The organism is Mesorhizobium sp. AR07 (assembly GCF_024746815.1).
In the GTDB taxonomy this organism is placed as follows: Bacteria; Pseudomonadota; Alphaproteobacteria; order Rhizobiales; family Rhizobiaceae; genus Mesorhizobium.
Genome location: NZ_CP080528.1, coordinates 386044 through 404205, shown reverse-complemented (window position 1 = coordinate 404205; position 18162 = coordinate 386044). Strand labels below are relative to the sequence as shown.

The 18162-nt window shown below is 62.7% G+C and carries 11 protein-coding genes and 8 pseudogenes; 7 read left to right on the top strand and 12 right to left on the bottom strand.

All coding sequences use genetic code 11. The features are described 5' to 3' along the window. Window positions 1–55: 55 nt before the first annotated feature. The 9 genes and pseudogenes from BPNPMPFG_RS38065 to BPNPMPFG_RS38025 form a co-directional block, all read right to left on the bottom strand. On the bottom strand, window positions 56–982 hold the full coding sequence (locus BPNPMPFG_RS38065) for an ArdC family protein (protein ID WP_258598943.1): 927 nt from the start codon (window positions 980–982) through the stop codon (window positions 56–58). 334 nt (window positions 983–1316) lie between these two features. Beyond that, window positions 1317–1904 (bottom strand): hypothetical protein, encoded by a 588-nt coding sequence (locus tag BPNPMPFG_RS38060; RefSeq protein ID WP_258598941.1) that lies wholly within the window; start codon window positions 1902–1904, stop codon window positions 1317–1319. Window positions 1905–2387: 483 nt separating this feature from the next. After that, window positions 2388–2706 (bottom strand): annotated as a pseudogene (locus tag BPNPMPFG_RS38055) (hypothetical protein). Next, window positions 2706–3593, bottom strand: a complete 888-nt coding sequence (locus BPNPMPFG_RS38050; RefSeq protein ID WP_258598940.1) for a DUF7007 domain-containing protein — start codon at window positions 3591–3593, stop codon at window positions 2706–2708. Before BPNPMPFG_RS38050 ends, BPNPMPFG_RS38055 begins: the two are co-directional and overlap by 1 nt. Further along, window positions 3590–8138 (bottom strand): annotated as a pseudogene (locus BPNPMPFG_RS38045) (helicase-like domain-containing protein). Before BPNPMPFG_RS38045 ends, BPNPMPFG_RS38050 begins: the two are co-directional and overlap by 4 nt. An 84-nt stretch (window positions 8139–8222) precedes the next feature. After that, window positions 8223–8622 (bottom strand): annotated as a pseudogene (locus BPNPMPFG_RS38040) (DUF3085 domain-containing protein). A gap of 11 nt (window positions 8623–8633) precedes the next feature. Continuing rightward, the gene (locus BPNPMPFG_RS38035) at window positions 8634–9233 is read right to left on the bottom strand and encodes a DUF1419 domain-containing protein (protein WP_258598938.1); all 600 of its coding nucleotides are present in this window, start codon (window positions 9231–9233) and stop codon (window positions 8634–8636) included. A gap of 112 nt (window positions 9234–9345) precedes the next feature. Further along, the gene (locus BPNPMPFG_RS38030; RefSeq protein WP_258598936.1) at window positions 9346–10332 is read right to left on the bottom strand and encodes a DUF3991 and toprim domain-containing protein; all 987 of its coding nucleotides are present in this window, start codon (window positions 10330–10332) and stop codon (window positions 9346–9348) included. Between the two features lie 236 nt (window positions 10333–10568). Beyond that, entirely contained in the window at window positions 10569–10751 is a 183-nt protein-coding gene (locus BPNPMPFG_RS38025) for a hypothetical protein (protein ID WP_183455088.1), read from the bottom strand. Window positions 10752–11115: 364 nt separating this feature from the next. Here BPNPMPFG_RS38025 and BPNPMPFG_RS38020 point away from each other — a divergent pair. The 7 genes and pseudogenes from BPNPMPFG_RS38020 to BPNPMPFG_RS37990 all read left to right on the top strand — a co-directional run bounded on the left by BPNPMPFG_RS38020 (window position 11116) and on the right by BPNPMPFG_RS37990 (window position 16068). After that, window positions 11116–11638: pseudogene (locus tag BPNPMPFG_RS38020) on the top strand (Ros/MucR family transcriptional regulator). 3 nt (window positions 11639–11641) lie between these two features. After that, window positions 11642–12138 (top strand): annotated as a pseudogene (locus BPNPMPFG_RS38015) (peptide deformylase). An 807-nt stretch (window positions 12139–12945) separates the two neighbouring features. After that, a pseudogene (locus BPNPMPFG_RS38010) lies at window positions 12946–13059 on the top strand (transposase); the annotation flags it as partial. 313 nt (window positions 13060–13372) lie between these two features. Next, window positions 13373–14467: an ATP-binding response regulator gene (locus tag BPNPMPFG_RS38005; protein ID WP_258598934.1), complete on the top strand. Its 1095-nt coding sequence runs from the start codon at window positions 13373–13375 to the stop codon at window positions 14465–14467. A 296-nt stretch (window positions 14468–14763) separates the two neighbouring features. Then, complete coding sequence (locus BPNPMPFG_RS38000; protein ID WP_258598933.1) at window positions 14764–15117, top strand: hypothetical protein; 354 nt, start codon at window positions 14764–14766, stop codon at window positions 15115–15117. A gap of 51 nt (window positions 15118–15168) precedes the next feature. Then, window positions 15169–15687, top strand: a pseudogene (locus BPNPMPFG_RS37995) (transposase); the annotation flags it as partial. 237 nt (window positions 15688–15924) lie between these two features. After that, window positions 15925–16068, top strand: a complete 144-nt coding sequence (locus BPNPMPFG_RS37990; RefSeq protein WP_258598931.1) for a hypothetical protein — start codon at window positions 15925–15927, stop codon at window positions 16066–16068. A 91-nt stretch (window positions 16069–16159) separates the two neighbouring features. On the opposite strand, the pseudogene BPNPMPFG_RS37985 reads toward BPNPMPFG_RS37990, so the two are convergent. From BPNPMPFG_RS37985 to BPNPMPFG_RS37975, 3 genes and pseudogenes are all read right to left on the bottom strand, one after another. After that, window positions 16160–16321: pseudogene (locus tag BPNPMPFG_RS37985) on the bottom strand (IS110 family transposase); the annotation flags it as partial. Between the two features lie 265 nt (window positions 16322–16586). Beyond that, window positions 16587–17840 carry a type II toxin-antitoxin system HipA family toxin gene (locus BPNPMPFG_RS37980; protein ID WP_258598930.1) on the bottom strand — a complete coding sequence of 418 codons (1254 nt, stop codon included), beginning with the start codon at window positions 17838–17840 and terminating at the stop codon, window positions 16587–16589. Then, the gene (locus BPNPMPFG_RS37975; protein ID WP_258598928.1) at window positions 17837–18064 is read right to left on the bottom strand and encodes a helix-turn-helix domain-containing protein; all 228 of its coding nucleotides are present in this window, start codon (window positions 18062–18064) and stop codon (window positions 17837–17839) included. The genes BPNPMPFG_RS37980 and BPNPMPFG_RS37975 overlap by 4 nt, the downstream gene beginning before the upstream one ends. Window positions 18065–18162 lie beyond the last annotated feature (98 nt).

The window sequence follows — 18162 nt, the reverse complement described above, 5'->3', positions numbered from 1 at the left end:
GCGTGGCCCTTAAGCGCTCTGGATGGCCCAGCGCCATGCGATTGGAGATGCAGTATCACGCAGCGTGCTCGACCAGTGTCCCCTGCGGCTGGAGATCATGCAGATAGTTGACCGCCCGCTGGGCATGGGCCGCCGCGGCGAAGATGAAACGCTTCTCGTTCCTGAGAATCTCAAGCCAGCTTGCAAGATAGCTTGCGTGGTCGGGCCTCGGCTCGAGCTCGGGAACGATGCCGAGATCGGCCGCCAAAAAACAGCCGCCCAGATCGGCCACGAGTTCCTCGTGCGCCCTGAAGGAACGATCCTTGTGATATCGTGAGAGATTGCGATTAAGCCGCTTCTCAGCGCCGACCCAATGGGTCAGTTCGTGCCCAAGGGTTGCATAGTAACTCGGCGCGTCCCGGAAACTCTCGAACGGAGGCATTTGCACAATGTCGAGAGCTGGATTGAAACAGGCCTTATCCCCACCGTGCCGGATGACAGCACCGGTGTTCGCGAAGAAGGTGTCCGCGTTTTCGATCCGCTCCACCGGATCGGCTACCGGAGCGGGATTGCCGTAATATTGTGCCGGAAGCCCCTCGATCTGGTCGGCGCAGAACACCGTATAGGCCTTGAGGAAGGGAATGCCGCGCTCGACCTCTTCGCCCTGGGCATCGGTTTCGGTTCGGTTGAAGCAGTTGGCATAGACGACCATGGAGCCGGTCTCGCCCTTGCGAACATGACCGCCGAGCTCGACGCTCTGCTTGAACGTCATCCAGGTCGGGGAAACAAAGCTTCGCGCAACCGCCTCCGACCAGAGAAGCAGCGTATTGATCCCCTGATACGGCAGTCCGTTGTGGCGGAGCGGGCGCGTTATACGCCCCGTGGTGTTCGCACCGCTCCAGGGCTTGACCCAGGGGCGCACTCCCTTTTCCAGATCCGAGACGATGCGATCGGTGATTTTCGCGTAGATGTCGACGCGGGTCTTGTTGTTTTTCCTGTCCATTTCCGAACCTCCATTCGAGGCCGCGCCAATCGCGGCCGTCACGAGGTCCGCAAGCGCAGGACCGCAGGTCCGCGAACCCGCAGAAGAGGAATCGGAAGGCGGGGAAGCGTTGCATGCGGGCCGCAACGTCAGTGGAGGATGGCGCAGCCGTTTCGGGGGCCGAGGACCGGAGCAGGACCAACATTCGTGACGGCCGCGATTGGCGCGACCTCGACGACGGTTTCCATTTCTTTGGCTTCAGATGCCCTGGCGCACGCGAAGAGGCCGGCGTCCAGTAGGACGCCAGCCTCAAGGGAGGAAGATCGGGCGGAGCCGAAGCTCCGCCCATTGGGGGTTAGCCAAGCGCCGCCATCTGGAGATCGGCTGCCTGCCGGTTGACGGTCTGGCCGGGGTCCTCGGTCTGGCGCTCGTAGGGCTTCCAGCTTTCACCGATGATGTGCTCGTAGGCGGCGACGGCGCCCTCGGCCGCCACGCGCAGGGCATGTGCCTGAAGGCCCATGTCGGCGGCGAATTCGCGCTTGCGCTGGGCCTTGCTGTTGAAGCCGACCGGACCGTCAATGTCCTCGTCGCGAGTGTCATTGGCGAGCTTGGCCGTGGCGTCCTTGGCCTCGGTAACGGCCTTCGAGTAGAACTGGCCTGCTCCAAAGGCCGAACCGACATAGGAGCCGACGATCCTTTGCAGGTGGATCTGCATGGCTTTTTCGGAAAGCCCCTCGGAGAGGGTATCAGCGCCTTCGATCAGGCTGCGCTCATGAAAGTCCCGGATGCCGTCGCTGTCGAGGACAGGAAGGCCGAAGCTTTCGGATATGAGAGAGGCCTGGTTGCTGTCCGGGCAGCAGAGCCGGACCATTTCGAGGGTCGTGCCCTTGCGGAGCTGGACGACGCGGGCCTTGGCCTTGCTTGAGCGGGCTGAACTGGACATTGAGCTTACCTTTCTAGCGATGCCCTTCAGGTGTTCCGGCCCTTGCCGGTCTTTCCTGCGGGTGCGGTCAAAAGGAACCGGCGGAAGCTGGACACTTCAGGGTCCGGGACCTGCCAGGCGAGCGAGGCCGGCTTGCGGACAAGCGGGGGCCAGTCCTTTCACTGGTCCTTGTGAAGGACGCGGGCCGGCCTTGCCGAGATCGGCGGGTTCCGGCCGCTCCGCGGCGCGTCAGCGGCCTTGAAGTGGCCAGCCGCCGGTTCAGACCGCAGCAAACCCGACGGGAAGACCGGCAAGGGGATGATCACGGGCACCGGCATGCCGAAGGATAGGCGCCTGTTCGGCTGGCGCCGCAATAAAGTCCCATGGGTTGCCGCACTGACGCCGGGCGCCGTCGATCTGATGATGGTCGCTCGCTCGACACGGATGTTGCCACCCCCGCATCCATGCTTGACCTTTGGCAGCGGCTGGCGCCAGCATCTCGGATCACGCACAGAGCGTCTCCGATTGAAGTCGCTGCCGCAATATCGCCATGGCGCTTTCCTGCCGCGCCAGCTTGCGCGACAAGGCGGCGATCTCCGGCTGGCGCTCAGCGGTAACGGCAGCGAGGTTGGCGCGATACCGTTCGAGGAATGCACCTGGATCAGGCGATCTCCCCCGCCGATACCTAGTATGACGGGATATTGCCGTATCAGGGCCGCCATGCGGCGGGTGATCTGGCGGTTGATCATGTCCAGCTGACGCTGGGTCTGCCGGCGCGCATCCTCATACGGAAGAGCTGAGCACGACGATCTCTGGACAACATCATACCGCCCTTCCCTGCCAGCTGACGAAGCTGGACGGTCCGCCGTAGACGGCGTGCCGCTGCGGATCGATGATGAAGCCGAAGGGGCCGACCCGGTATTCGTCCGAAGGAACAAGGAAGCGTCGCTCCTCGGTACCATGCCCGCGCTTGCCACCGGGGGTCGCGATGACCTCCGTGAAACCGGATTGATGACCGGAAAGGATCGCCGACACGACGATCCAATCGTCGGCGTGCTCGTCGAAGAAGGAGCGCTCGTCCTTCCTCCAGGATTCACCGGTTCCCAGCACGTTGCCTGCGATCGTTTCCCAGGCGTCCTGGAAGCTGTCCTTCATCGTCCTGTTCGCGCACCGCCGCTCGAAGCTGGTGAACAGGTGCGGAAAGGTTAAGGCCACGATTGCCCAGGCCTCATCGTCCTCGTAGGCGCCGCCGTCGACACGCAGCGATCGATGAACCTTGCGGTCGCGCCCGGGCGAGAGGAGAAACCCACCATGGCCGGCCGCCGAGTGAAGAACGACACCGTCGGCATAGACCGTCGCACCCTGCGACGACCCCCAAGGTGTGCTTGCCGATGATCGCTCTTCACGCCGGCCGAGCGCGAATTTCTCGCACCGGTGTTCCGCCTGTTCCAGCACCTTGGCCCTGAAGGTAGCCTCGTCGGCGAGTTGGCCGGCATGACCATAAAAATCGTCGCGCCGCCATTCCGCGATCGGACGGGCGATACGCCATCCTGTGGCGAGAAAATGCTTCCCGTCGCCTCCCGGCACCATGGCAAAAGCAGTGTCACCTACCCGGGCGACGAGCAACACGTCGGCGCTGCGGCCAAAAGAAACCTCCGGAAATCCGGGGGCTTCTTCATTGGTTTCAAGCTGAGATGCTGTCGAGGTCATGCGGCCGTCCTCCCCTCGATGAAGGCAGAGGCGACCTCCTGCTGGTCATCGATATGGGCGGCGTGCAGCCGGTCGAGGCGGGCGGTTTCCGCTTCCAGCCCCGCCTTCTGCATCAGGCGCGGATCGCCGCTCGCGATCGCCTTCGCCATGGCGAACTGGTTCGCCTGCCCTTCGCCCGTGTCCTCCAGCCGGCGAATGCTGTGTCGCCAGAGAGTGCCGCGGCGATAAACCGCGCCTTGCGCTCATTGTTCTGCCACATGGTCGCATCGAGCGAGCCGAGGGTCGCGTAGGCATAGAGGCCGACCTCGTCGTGCTGGTTGCCCTGCCTGACGATGCGGCCCTCTCGCTGTTCGATCTGAGAGGGCAGCCAGGGCACGTCGAGATGATGGAGCGCCTTCAGCCTCGCCTGCACGTTGACGCCGGTGCCCATCGTCTCCGACGATCCGATCAGCACCCGGACCTTACCGGCGTTGAAATCATTGAACAGGCGCTGTTTGGCCTCGGACTTCTTGAACTCCTGCATATAGGCGATTTCGGAGGAGGGAACGCCCATGCGGACCAGTTCGTCGCGGATCCAGCGATAGGCCGAGAAACCACGGCTCGCCTCGACACTGATGGTGCCGAGATCGGAGAAGATCAGCTGGCCGGCGCCGGGCGTGTCGAAGGGCTTGCCGTCCTTGCGGACATATTCGACGTCCACCGTTTCCCGCCAGATGCGGAAGGCGTTGGCGACAAGGGCGTTGAGCTTGTTGCCTTCCTCATTGTCGATGCCCGGCATCACCAGCCGCAGGTCAATCGCGGCATGCCGGCCGTCGGTGATGACGGACAGGAGGATGTCGTCGCCCGGCTGCGGCGGTCCCTCACGCAGCTCGATCGCCTTGATGCGCTGGTCGAGGTGTCGCTGATAGGCCTTGAAGGCGGCGGTCGGCTCGGCCGTGATGATCTGGCGCTTCCCGCCCATGATCTCCGGCACCCTGACATAAGTGCGCAGGTCGGCCGGCTGGACGACATCGGCAAACGACCGGAACATGGCGATCAGTTCGGGCACATTGACGAACTGGGCGAACCTCGTGACCGGCCTGTATTTACCGGACGGCTGGAGCTCCAGTTCGGTGCTGGTGTCGCCAAATGTGCTCGCCCAGGCGTCGAACTCGTGCAGGCCGCGCTGCGAGAGCGCAGCGTGATCCATCAGCCGCTGCACCGTGAACATTTCGCCGAGCGTGTTGGTGATGGGCGTGCCGGATGCCAGCACCAGCGCCCTGCCCGGATTCTTCGTGTCGACAAAGCGGGATTTGACGAACAGGTCCCAGGCCCGCTGCGACCCATTCGGATCGACACCCTTAAGCGTCGACATATTGGTCGCGAAGGAGAGTTTTCTGAACTCCTGCGCCTCGTCGACGATGATCTGGTCAACGCCGATCTCGGCAATGGTCAGGAGATCATCCTTGCGGGTCGCGAGCGCCTCCAGCCTTTCCTTGTGGCCCTCCTTCATACGCTCGATGCGCTTGCGCGAGAGGCGGTCCTCGCGGTCGACTTTGGTCAGAAGGTCCTCGTAGAGTTCGAGCTCATCCTGGATCATCTGCGCTTCGAAAGCCGAGGGCACGGCGATGAAGCGAAATGCGGAATGCGTGATGATGATCGCGTCCCAGTTCGCCGTCGCCGCGCGCGACAGGAAGCGATGGCGCTTGTCCTTGGTGAAGTTGGTCTCGTCGGCGACGAGGATGCGGGCGTTCGGGTAGAGCGCCAGAAACTCGCGGGCCGCCTGCGCCAGGCAATGACCGGGCACGACCAGCATGGCCTTGTTGATCAGCCCGAGACGGCGCTGCTCCATGACAGCGGCGGCGATTGCCATGGTCTTGCCGGCGCCGACGGCGTGCGCGACGTAGGTGCTCTCGGAAGAGATGATGCGCCAGATGACCCGCTTCTGGTGGCCATAAAGAGAAAGCGCGCAGCAAGCGCCAGGTAGCTGGAGATGATCGCCGTTGAAGGATCGCGGCGCGATGTTGTTGAACGTATCGTTATAGAGCCGCGCCAGCCGGTCGGTACGATCGGGGTCGGACCAGATCCAGTTCTGGAAGGCAGTCTTGATCTTCTGCAGCTTCTCCTTGGCCGCTTCCGTCTCGACTGTGTTGAGCACGCGGCGTTCTGTATTGCCGTCCTTGACCGTGTCGAAGATCTGCGGGATGGAGGAATTCAGCGCATCGGACAAGAGCTGCCCGGCATCGCGGCGATGTGTTCCCCATTCCGTGGTGCCGGCAGCACTCCATCCGAGCTGGCGGGCGTTCACCGTCCAGCAGGCGAGCGCGGGCGTGTGATGGATGGTGATGTCGGCATCCATCGTCTCCTTCACGAAGGCCACGATATCGGCGGCTGGGATCCAGGGGGCGCCGAGACGTGCGGTGATGTCCGAAGGCCGAAGGTCGGCCGGCTGGACCCCTTTCAACGCCGCGCCGTTGCGGGCGAACGTCGGATCGAGCACTCCTGCGGCCTCGGCCGCGACGAGCTTGGAGCGGACAGGGCCGGAGAGATAGGCATCGGCTGTCTGCCACGCACCTGACGATGGATCCTGAAAGATCGCCTGCCCCAGTTCGTCGATGACATCTGCGACATCCCGATGCAACAGCTCGGCGATGTGATCGGGATCGACATGCCCGCGCTCGTTGAGCACGACCGCCAGCGCATCGGCCGGCGACGTGATGACGGGCGGCGGGGGTGGCGCGATCACGCGCTCGGTAAACAGGGGTCCGGGCTTTGCCGTGTTGGTCTCCAGGTCGTAGTCCTCGATTGAGGCCACCAGCCAGCAATCGGGATCGTCCAGGAACGGCTGGATGTTGGGCCGGCGGTGCGTCTCGCGCACGTCGCCGGTTTCCTCATCTTGCGCGGTCGAGACAGTGGTAAAGTTGATCGGTCGAACGCGCGCACGAGCTCGACCAGGCGATGCGCAGCCTGACCTGCGCCGGCTTCCACGGCCGGTCGAACTCCTGGGCCTTCAGCACCTCGCGTACGGCGTCACGGATCGGGACCAGCTTGCGGAGGATGCGGACATGCTTTTCCGGGATGCCGTCGCCGGTCACGCCCTTCCGAATCTGGATGGTGACGGGCTCGCCGTCGACCGTCTGCATCAGCGCGGTGTTCTGGCCGATGAAGTAGCTGCCCTCGCGGATTGTCGCGCCGTCCGCAGCGTTGCGGGCCGGCGCTTCAACATGCTCGCCAGCGTCTGCTCCGATCTCTTCCGGTTCGCCGTCATAGATGGCTTCCGGAAGGAGATGCACGACGGCTGTCAGTGCCGCATCGAGATCCGTGCCGGCATGCGGCAGGCAGGTATAGGTCTCGTCGGGACCGTAGATCCCGCGGCGACGGGCATGCTCGCCGAGCACCATGTCAGGATGCATCGCAAACCAGCGGTTCACGCGGATTGCGCTCTCGTCCTCGGTGGCGGGCTGAACGTCCTCCAGGTCGAGCCATGACACACCGCCTTCGGGCTCTCCGTGCTTGCGCCTGCGGAAGAACAGGATGTCGACGACAACATCCGTCCCGGCATCGGCGCGAAAGCTGCCCTCCGGCAGGCGAACGGCAGCCACCAGATCCGCCATTGTGGCGATGTGCTTGCGGGCGCGGGCATCGGCCTTGTCCATCGTTCCACTGGAGGTGACGAAGGCGGCGAGTGCGCCCGGCTTCAGCCGAGAGACGGCCTTTGCGATGAAGTAGTCGTGTAGCCGGAAGCCGTGCGAGCGGTATGCGGGGTCGACGATCCTGTCCGAGAACGGCGGATTGCCGACCGCCAGATCGAAATGCTCGGCCAAGTCGACCCGCGCGAAATCCTGGTTGAGGATTCGGGCGTTCGGCTGAAGGAGGCAGCCGATCCGCGCCGTGACCGGATCGATCTCGATGCCGGTGACGTGCGAGGCAGCGCGCAATGCCTCTGGCATCAACGCCGGAAAGAGCCCTGTGCCGACGCCCGGCTCCAGCACACTGCCGCCACGGAAGCCGAGCCGCCGCAAGCCGGCCCAGAGCTCTGATGATGTATTCCGGTGTGAAATGGGCGTACTGCGTGCAGCGGGCCAGCGAGGCGTAGTCCCGGCTGTCGACCGCCTCCTCCAGATCGGCGGCTATCTTCTCCCAGCCCTGGCGAAACGTCTGCTCGCCGGGGCGGCGGAACACGCCGTTCGCCAGTGCTGAAGCTCCAAAGCCGGTGAACCGGATCAGCGCTGCTTGTTCCTCGGGCGTGGCAAACCGCTGCTGGTCGACGATATCGGCGGCGAGCCGTATGGCGGCGAGATTGTCACGAGCCCGGTCCCGCCAGGATGTGCCAAGGCCGCGGGTCGCTGCCAGCTTGAAGTTCTCGCCCTTATCGACCTGATGCGCCCGAGCAGGCAATGCGGCCGCGCCGATCGGCATGGCCGGGGCTGGTGAGACGGGAGACGGATCGTCATCGACCGGACTATCGGCGGAAGACGTCGAAAAGGCCGTTACCCCGACGCAGAGGCCCGAGGACAGCGCAGTGTTTCCGAAGAGGTCGAGAGTGAAGGGGTCGTCGTGGGGCATGGAAAATCTCCTTGGATTTTGGCGAGCGCGATCACGCGGACGGCGTTGTCGGCCGCGTGAAGGGCTGGGGAGGTTGTGAAGGGGCTAGCGGGCGATCAGGGACAGCGAGACTTCGGTCTCGGTCAGCTGCACGAGCAGATGAGTGCGGCGGATGTTCCGATCGAACAGCGGAATGAGCCTCTCGGGCGTCGATGAATTCGATCCCGTCGTCACCGCCGAAATGACGGTGTTTGTAATGGAACCAGTCCGGATTGCCGACCGGATGGCACTCGTCGAAATAGACCACGAGCGGGCGGTCACCGTCGGCGAGTTTTCCGTTCGACATGATGTAGACCCCCTGGTCTCCGACCAGCCAAACGCCGGGGATCTCGCCCGTGCCGGGCCTGAGGCCGTAATACGGGTTGCGGAATCCGCCATTGGCGGCGGCATCGGTCTTTCCGCGTTCGATGACCTTGCGAACGCCGAGAATGGGAAACGTGAACATGGCCGCCCCCCTCACGCCGCGATCGCGTCGGGGAGGTAGCGCAGATGCACCGGAAGCTTGGCCGAGATCTCTTCGTCGGTGAGATCGTTGAGCAGCTTCAACGTCGTGCCCCGGCTGCCGCCGTAGACGGTGATGGTCCGCTTGCCACGTGCAGGCTCCGGCCAGCGCTCCCCGGCATAGCCGCGATAATCATCATGGGTCGCGCTCCAGATGTGATCGAGGCGCTCGGTCCGCGTCATTGCCTTCACCGGCCGCGATTCCCGGTCGACGATCGTGGCACGCATCCGCTCGGGTGAGCCCCTGTCGGAAAGATCGCAATAGCCGTGGAAATGACGGAACTGGCTGTCGATCGTCAGCGCGAAGAAGACGCTGGTGACACTACCGGTCAGGAATTCGCGCATCGCGAACATGTCGCCGCGCATCCAGAGTGGCGGCAGGATCTCGAACATATAGTCGTGGTCTGCCTGGCCGGTCTCGAACCATTCGCCGGCATAGAGCGCGCTCGCGTCCCAGCGGTTGGGCCGTTGCGCGTGACGGTCGAACATGCGGAACATCTGGCGCCGGTCGGCGACGCCCTGAAAGACCTTTCTGATCGGGGATACGGGGTGCATGGCGGGCTCCTTTCAGCCTCGTCGGGCTGGAGCGCGGCTTATCCTTCCGACTTCGCCGTCAATTCAGCCCTTCATGACCCCTCCCCCGCGGCCGCCTCTCCGTCCGGCCGGGTCAAGGGCCGCGCAGCGGGCGAAGCTTCACCCTTGACGCGGCAGGCGGCATGCGGCAGTCGGGTTTCTTCTTCCCTCTCCGTTCCTCTTCTTCTTTCATCATCGCCTGCAGATCGTCGTTCCAGTCTTCCGTGACCGGCCGCAACCGCGCAAAGCCGCATGCCGCCGCGACGGCGATCGCCTCGATGCGTTCGGCATAGGCTTCGCCCTGCACATTGTTGTCGGTCGCGGCGACAAGCTGCGTATTCGGGCGGGTCGCAAGCGTCCGTATGGCCGTCTCGGTCGCGGGCGCCCATCCGCCGCCGGTGCTCAGATAGAGGCTGTCGGGCCGCAGGCTTTCGATCGCGGCAAGGCTCATCGCGTCGATCGCCGCCTCCGTAACGCAGAAGCGAATGGCCTCGCGTGGCCCCAAGCGGAACAGTACCTTCCCGCCGCCGGTGGCGAATCCGCGCCATTCCGGTCCGCGTTCTTCCCAGCCGGTGACGACACCGTCGTCGTCGACATGAGCGGCCCATACACTGCCGCGCGGTCCCTCGCGAAGCCGATCCTGCCGCATCGCCGCCCGGATGACGGATTCCGGGAGGTCCCGCTCGTTGCGCAGATACCGCCCGGTCATGGAGCCTCGCCAGGGCTTGCGACGAAAACGCCAGCGCTCGGTGACGCCGATGTCCGGCGCGTGGTCGCGGGGCTGGCGCGTCCAGACTGGTTCGCTCGGCACGAAGCCGACCAGTTCCGAAACCCGCTGCAGCACCTCCGCGAACCCGATGTCGTCGAGATGCGCCACGAGCGAAAACACGTCGCCTTTAGCGTCGGACAGCGGATCGAACCAGCCCTTGCCATCGTGGATGACGATAATGATATCGTCACCGCGCCGGTATTTGACCGCCCGGCGCGTGCTTTCCTTCAGATCGATCGCGAAACCGGCCCGCTCCAGCACGGCCGCGCAGAGCACACGATCCCTCAATTCCTCGACGTCTCTCTTTTCCATCGTTTTTCCGCCGGATCGCCTTCACACTCCCCGGCCCTTTCCTCGATTGCCTTTCCGTTTCCGCAGCCTTTGCGGAACCATCCTCGCCCGCCGCGAAGAGCGATGGGGGCAAGGGCGCGGCTGGCAACTGATGAATCGATCAGGGCGCGGTAGCGCCACGGCATCGCCAGCCGCGGCGCAGCCTCCCTTGCGGCCGCCGCTCGCAAGCGGCATACGTCCGCTCGGGCGAACCCGGCTCAATGAGCCGGGCCGAACTGGTAGGGGTCGTATTCGTGGAGGACGATGACGTCGGCGTCGTCGAGTTCGTCGCTCGGCAGGACGCCGTATTCGCCGTCGACCTGGAACAGCGTCACCGGGACCATCAGGGTGCGGGCGAGCTCGAACGCGTGGGACTGCGCGAGGCTGAGATTGTGCGACATGGTCTGGCTCCCGTTGTGGCGGGGACCAATTCCCCGCTCGACAGGCGCCCGTCGGGTTCGGGACGGACCGCGATCACCGCAGAGGCGTCAGCCTCAAGGCCGCACGCTCGCGTAGCGGACCCCTTGCGGGTTGATCGGAAAGGTCGGGATTGGACCAAGGGAAATGAGCCGATAAGAGCGGGGTTGGAACCTGCCATGGGCGCCAGTGCGAATAACGCGCAATCCCTCGTCCATGGCCCCTGCATCGCTCCCCAGACAATGCGGATCGTCACCGACGGCTTCCGGTCCTGTACGGCCGGCCAAGTTTCCTGTAGCGAGATCGCGGTTGGGATCGCAACGAACGAGATATCTCGAGAATTCGCAAATGCCTGAAGAGATTGCTGCGCCCGAAACTGAGCTCCTGGAGCTGACCGCGAACATCGTTGCCGCGTATGTCAGCAACAATCCGCTTTCCACGCGTCCGAACTCGGCCGCGTGGCTGCCGATACCTATGCAGCGGTCAGCAAGCTGCGGGAAGCACCGGCGGCACAGCCGGAAGAAAGGCGCGCGCCAGCGGTCCCGATCAAGAACTCGGTGACGCCAGATTTCATCATCTGCCTGGAAGACGGCAGGAAATTCAAATCGCTTAGGCGCCACATCGGTACTCACTACAATACATGACGCCGGATGAATACCGCGCAAAGTGGGGCTTGCCTGCGGACTACCCGATGGTTGCCCCTAACTACACGGCAGCGCGCTCTCAACTGGCGAAGGCAAGCGGGCTAGGAAGAAAGGGAGCAGTGCCTGAGCCCGTAGTTCCCCCCGGCGCCAGCACCGGCGAAACGCCGCAAGATCGGCCTGAAGATCACCAGACTTCCGACACGATGATCGCTGAGGCGAAGGAGTGACATGTGACGGTCCGGCCGATCGTGAGATTTCCCGACCGTCGCCTTCGAGCTGTCGCCGAGCCCGTAACAGACTTCGATGACGAATTGCGGAACCTCGCCATCGACCTGGCGGACACCATGCAGCGGCGCCTGGCATCGGGATCACCGCCCCGCATATCGGCATTTTGAAGCGACTGGTCGTAATCGAACTGTCCCCAGCGCGGCTCCGGACTTACGTCAATCCGGCTATCCTTTGGGCCTCCGCCGAAATGATCCGGCACACGGAAGGTAGTGTCTCGATGCCAGGCGTCACTGAGGAGATCGAACGCCATGCTTTCGTTCGCGTAGGCTATCAGGATTTGGACGGCGTCGAGCAGGTCGAAGAAGCCGACGGCTTGCTAGCTGTCTGCCACCAACATGAGATTGATCAACTCGATGGAATCTTCTGGATCCAGAAGCTCTCGCGTCTGAAGCGGGATCGGCTGATCAAGAGATATGAGAAACTGCTGCGTGTTCCATAGCCTGCTCTGGGGCCACGGGCGCAGTCAGATCCTGTGCGTTGACCCAGGTCGGTGCCGATCAAGCTCGTCGTCGTCGACCGCTCGCACGACGTCGACGTCCATCTCCGCCTCTGCCTCTGGCGCGATGTGGGCGATCTCGGCGCCAACTTTCGCCCTATGGACGAATTCGCGGGCATCGTCATGAGCCCGGGACCGCGCCACGCTGCGCTTCGTAGTACGCGGTGCGCTTGTCGAGAAGAATGAGCACCTGTGCGGCTCGTCGCCAGCGGCGCCCGGATCGCACTCCTCTTTTCGTACCATCGTCTGACGGCCTGTAGCACAGTTACATTCTCCATCTCTCCTGGCGGTCGTGCCGGAACTTTCGGCAGGGATGGACGCCCGGATGGGAGAAGACCCGTATCGCTGGGCTTCAGCTTCGCCGACAGCCTGATCCCGACTGGGAGCCGCCATCCCTCTCGTACGGCAAGCGGCCGTTCTATAAAGCGAGAAAACTCACCAGCTCGCTTGCCGCGGCCCGCGGGGCTGGAAGCCGCCTACAGGAAGGCCGAATATGTCACGACGAGGCGGTATTGCGATTTCCGGACTGAGCTGAGCCACCTGATGCGCGGCCCAGGTAACGTGTTCGCAGGTGCGATACACAGTTTTGTGCATTGCAATATTTTCGGCAACCGATATGATCCTCCTGTCGGCCATCTACTCCTCCCAGATGCGATGCCGACGCTGAATGCAGTGCACCTCCTCCCGCGCTGCATTTCAAATCAAGCCCGCTGCCACCTCCTCCCGGCAGCGGGCTTTTTCTTCTGTGCCCGCAGATTCCTGCTCCACATCCTGCCGCGTGGCTTCCACCGCATCCGGCACTACGGCTTGCTCGCCGGCGGCTCTCGCAAGGTCAGCCTCGCACTCGCGCGCGAATTGCTGAGCGTCGCGCCGCCGCCCGATCTGCCTTCGGGCCGCTTCAAGCTTGGTCAGTACCGCTTGGCAGGGTCGCCTTTCGGCGATCCCAACGTCGGATTTGCCGACGGCCGATGCAGCGCCAACGGTGGTCACATGAATAAAAAGTGCCGAGAAAAGAATGGCGTCCATAATTTGCCTTTTTTGGTTGTTCCGTAACGGGCTTCTAACACCCGTAGCTGACGGCAGCTTGAAAGCCGCCGGACATTTGCGCCACGGGGGTTCAGCGTAGCGTCAGGTTCCGTCATTAGGCATGAACCCTGCGATATTAATGGAGCTCGGCATGTATATTTTGCTCATTGGACACAACGAGGACTTTGTCCGCGATGTACGCGAACATACGATGGGCCACGCGGTCGACTGGGCCAAGGACCTGTCCGAAGCGCGGGATAAAGCAAGTCTGTTCGCCTACGACCTTGTTCTGCTCGACATTGAGCTGCCAGACGGCAACGGCATCGACTACCTGCGGGAGATGAAGAAGCGGCCTGATTCGGCACCGGTCATCATCGTGGCAGGCCGCGATCAGGACGAAATCGAGGGGCTCAACGCTGGTGCCGCCGACTATTTGGCCAAGCCGTTCAATTTCGGCGTACTTTCCGCGCGCATTCATGCCGTGGGGCGTCGTCATGGGAAGTTCCCGGAGCCATATTGTGTCGGGACGCTGTCAATAAACTCGGCCGAGCGGCGCTGCGAGCGCGACGGGCAGCCGGTCTACCTGACTGCATGCGAATGGACAGTTTTCAACTGCCTTCTGCGCCGGCCCGGAACGTTAGTTTCGAAGGCGAAGATCGAGGACGTACTCTTTTCCTTGGGTTCGGAGATTGAGAGCAACACCGTGGAGGTTTATGTTAGCCGGCTCCGCAAAAAGATCGACTGGGAGCGAATAGCGACAGTGCGTGGCGTCGGGTACAGTTTCGTGGCCGAATCGGTCCTAGACCACGTCGATCTTGTCCGAGAGGTTCGGTCAAAGGTTAATGACCTCTTGAAAAAGCCGTGGTTTGCCGGACGGCTAATCCTTGACGTCGACGGCTGCCCCTCTTTGGTGCGCAAATTTGAAGACGCCCTTGCGGTTTACCTCGCGCTTGATTACCTACTCGACAATGCACTCACACATGGACTGCCCGATACCCTGGCAACAGTTTCCGTCCGAGCTAATGGAACTATCGCCATTGTAAACGCAGGACCGGTGGTGCCCCTCCCAGACCTTGACGAAATAACAGAGCGATATGAATATGAGCGTCGTAAGACTCAGCCGGACTTCCCTGGTCTACCCATCGCTAATCATGTTATCAAGCACGTCGGGGGCAGCCTTGAATTTGCCTCGCCTGCCCCAGGTCGCGAGGATGGTTTTGAGGCGATTATTCGAATCCCTCAATGACACTGGTTTGCTGCAGCGACCAGGTTGGGCGTAGGAAGCATTGTAGGCTGCTGGGCAACGGAGAATGTCAAACAGGGGTGGTAACCAAACCCGCGGTGGGCCGGCTCGCCAGAGGAAGTCAGCACGGGCACACCACATCCCAATCCACTGGCGTGAGACAAGCATGCCACCCAAGCCTAAGGCGCTTCCCCCTGCAGTCACAACTTCGGATTCCCGCCGTGAGAGCCCGTGCTGTAGCGTTGTTCTGAGCGGTCTTTTTCATTCACATGGGACGTTGTTTGCAGTATGCCCGATCGGTGGAAGAACATGGCCGGCAACGCATCGGCGGCATGGCTCTCGGTGGCAAATTCCTTCCCGATCGGCTCGTGGGCGGCGGCATCCTGACCAAGGCTGAACCATCCAAGGCGTCGCCTCGATCCAATTTCATGGTCGACTATCCCTATGTGTGGAAACTGGCCGCGAGGCACCGGCTGGGTAGCGTCACGCCGCATCATTTCTTTGCGGAGTTGGAACGCGCGGGATCGCTGGAGCGGCTGGTTGACAAGATGAAGCGGTTGCCGGGGCGCCCACCAACAACAACACGTGAGCTATCTAGCCCGAAAAATTCAGGGTGGTTGGCGGATGGGGCGCAAGCCATTGAAATGACGTAGGATTTGGTTGCTAAAGCCGATCCGAATCATTTCCCGGAGACCACACCCGCCATGAATGATCTTACCCTGCCGCTGAGCGGTTTGTCATCAGTGGGCGGCAAGTCCGTCGTCGCCCGTTTCAACGGCGGCATGTTGTCCTCCAACTGTGGCGTTCTGGTGCTGGCCGAGGTGGAAAAACGACTGCGGGTGGCCGACCGTCTGGCGCGTTGCATCGATGATCCGCGCTGCCCGGACCAGGTCGTCCACAGCCTGGCGGACATGATCGGCTTTCGCATGAAGATGATCGCCGCCGGCTATGAGGATGGCAATGACGCCAACCGGCTGCGCTCCGATCCGGTCTTCAAGATGGCCCAGGATGCGCTGCCGTCGGGTCGGGATCTGGCCTCCCAGTCGCCGATCTGCCGGCTGGAGAACCTGCCCGGCGTGCGGGAGCTGGTCGCGATGGGGCGGGCGATGGTCGATCTCTATTGCGCTTCCTTCCGGCAGGTGCCGAAGCGGATTGTGCTCGACATCGACGACACGTTTGACGCCGTACATGGCGGCCAGCAATTGCGCCTGCTCCGATACCATTCTCTGGACCGCCGGAAGGTGGAGTTTCCCGGCTTTCTCACGATGGCGGGCTGGCGGCGCCATCGTGATTGAGCAACGAGATCGGGACCTGTGCCCGATCGCCCCATGCGGGCGCACCTCGTTGTACAACACGACGACAGAACGCCCACGGGATCGCGGAGCACGAGCTTTTTTACCCGTGGCATCCTTGGGCCGGGAGCCTGGTCCATATTCATGAGGTGGTCGAGAAGGCTGGTAGTGTGCGGCGACGCCGTCGCACTGACACCCGACCAGGCGCTCGCCGTCTTCGAGCTCCTCACCGAACTGCGCGACAAGATCTGGTTATGCTACGCCCTCGACATGCAGCAGGAGATCCAAAACCTCAATGCCCCGACCGATTAAACGAAATCAGCAGGTCCCTACCTCTCTCACAGGAAAACCCCAAACAGCACATGGCACCGTTTATGCGCACTTCCTGACGACCGCTAACAGCCAACTGATCGAAGAGCAAACTCACGGGCATCCGGGCCACTTCCGGCAGCAGATCCAGTTGTTCCTTCAATCGATCGACGTTCTGTGCGCCCTTCGCCGCAATGATGCCGAACTCCGTCATGTGGGCTCGGATAGGCGGGGCCAAACCTTCTTGAGTTCGACGATCCTTTTCATTTTTGTCGCCAATAGGTGTGGTCTGCCCGTTGCCGATTAGGCAGCCGTGGCCGCCGCATCGATGACAATGGCCCCTGTAGGCACGCGCGGTTCCGCGCTTGGATGTATCCTTTGGGTGAGACCATTAAGGCTCCTCGCCCAGCAGGAAGAAGTTGCCGTCCTGATCGATCTACCGGGATTCATTCCCAGTTTCCGCCACCGAGACCGACAAGGGTTGAGCGAAGCAAGGTCTGTTACCTGTGGACCCTCAGGCGTCATCCACCTTCGGTCATCCGCAAAAGGTGCGTTGCCCGGGTCGCGATGACTGCGCGCACGGATTTTAGAATGGCGTGGTCCGCCCCTACATTCGCCAGCTGCGCGAGCAAAGCGTCGGCCTCATCTCCAATGCGCCCGGCCATGGTTGCGATATCGCGGATGAGAAGGCGTTGCGCGCCCCGGGTTTCGGGAACGAGCGTCAGCCAGTGCTTCAGTTGGATCGTGTCGGGAACGGATCGTCCGCCGATCGCCATGGCGAGCTTCTTGGCCAGCCGCGGATAGGCGGCGGTGCAAACCACGTCGTAGAGTGGGGCGAGATTCGGCGTATCGCCGTCATAGAGCAGCGCGTAATTCTTTCCGTGCGCATCGGCATTGCCCAGGAGATAATGAAAGATCAGCATCCGGATGAAGCGCAACCGGTCCGCCGCCGGTCGTGCGCAGGCCCGATCGATCAGGTCCAGCGAGCTCTTGGTACCGGGACCGCCCTCTTCTTCATATTTGAGTTCGGGTGGAACGCTGAGCGCCTGGCAGAAATCCTCCTGGTGCAATCGTTCGATGTGTCCGCCGTCAGTCCGCGCACGGTCATAGCGCTGGATCAGAAGAAACGCGGTGTCGCCGGCACGGCGCATCTCGACCCTTGGAACCGGCAGTTGGAGACGCTCTGCCAGGCGCAGACAGAAGAGCTCGTTCTCGACGGTTCCTTCCAGCGCCTGGATGACCGGCTTCAGAATATGGGTGGTTGGGCGGCCGCCCTTGGCTAGCCCGATCGTCTCGCCTTCGACGATCACCGCGAGCTTGTCCTGGGCGCCGGCCAGTGAGAGACGAACGCCCTCCTCTCCCCCGAGCAGGGGCCGCTCCCGCAGCTTGCCGATGATTTCCTTGAGTCGCTCTGCACTGAGAGCCTCGTCATCGTCGGAAGGAGCCGGCGCTTCACCAGCTGGATACAACGACAAGGCGCCCGCGCATTCGCCGCCGATGACCTTGAGCAGGCCGAACGCATTGCCAGCCGAAAGGCCAAGCGCTCCGGCAAGACGCTGCCGCGCGCCCTCGTCCGGAAGAAGGCCCGAGAAGAACGGACGCGCGACCCGGTCGGCATAGGGTTCTTCCCGCAGCGGCATCGAGAAGGAAATGACGCGGGGCTGCTGCCCGGCGAGATAGTCGGCGTAATAGGCGTAGCCCAGCGCGCCGTCCTCGTCCTGGCTGAGAATGCCGGCCTTGGTCTCCCTGAAATATACGTCCAGTAGATGAGTCATGACCCGCTATCCCTTCGGCGGCCGACCGACAGGAAGAGGCCGAGGGCGCTGGCCACCTGGAGTGCACGACCAAGTTGGCAGGTCTCCTTCCCCCCTTCCAGTTCGCGCACGAAACGCACGCCGACGCCGGTAAGGCCGGCGAGCTGTTCCTGTGTGAGGCCCTGCGATTTGCGTTCCTGCCGGATCCGAAGGCCGAGGGTTTTGCTGTCGGTTATCGTCTGCATATTCATCCCTATCGGGACGAATCTATCATTCGAAGCGGCCTTTGGAAAGAAAAAGAACCGTTCGGGACGATCACATAAGGAAAACGTTAGTAGCGCCG

Excerpts from the sequence above, each read along its gene's own strand:
- BPNPMPFG_RS38005 (WP_258598934.1), top strand. The coding sequence starts at position 13,373 with ATGTATATTTTGCTCATTGGACACAACGAGGACTTTGTCCGCGATGTA.
- BPNPMPFG_RS37980 (WP_258598930.1), bottom strand. The coding sequence starts at position 17,840 with ATGACTCATCTACTGGACGTATATTTCAGGGAGACCAAGGCCGGCATT.
- BPNPMPFG_RS38060 (WP_258598941.1), bottom strand. The coding sequence starts at position 1,904 with ATGTCCAGTTCAGCCCGCTCAAGCAAGGCCAAGGCCCGCGTCGTCCAG.
- BPNPMPFG_RS38050 (WP_258598940.1), bottom strand. The coding sequence starts at position 3,593 with ATGACCTCGACAGCATCTCAGCTTGAAACCAATGAAGAAGCCCCCGGA.
- BPNPMPFG_RS38035 (WP_258598938.1), bottom strand. The coding sequence starts at position 9,233 with ATGCACCCCGTATCCCCGATCAGAAAGGTCTTTCAGGGCGTCGCCGAC.
- BPNPMPFG_RS38030 (WP_258598936.1), bottom strand. The coding sequence starts at position 10,332 with ATGGAAAAGAGAGACGTCGAGGAATTGAGGGATCGTGTGCTCTGCGCG.
- BPNPMPFG_RS38065 (WP_258598943.1), bottom strand. The coding sequence starts at position 982 with ATGGACAGGAAAAACAACAAGACCCGCGTCGACATCTACGCGAAAATC.
- BPNPMPFG_RS38025 (WP_183455088.1), bottom strand. The coding sequence starts at position 10,751 with ATGTCGCACAATCTCAGCCTCGCGCAGTCCCACGCGTTCGAGCTCGCC.
- BPNPMPFG_RS37975 (WP_258598928.1), bottom strand. The coding sequence starts at position 18,064 with ATGCAGACGATAACCGACAGCAAAACCCTCGGCCTTCGGATCCGGCAG.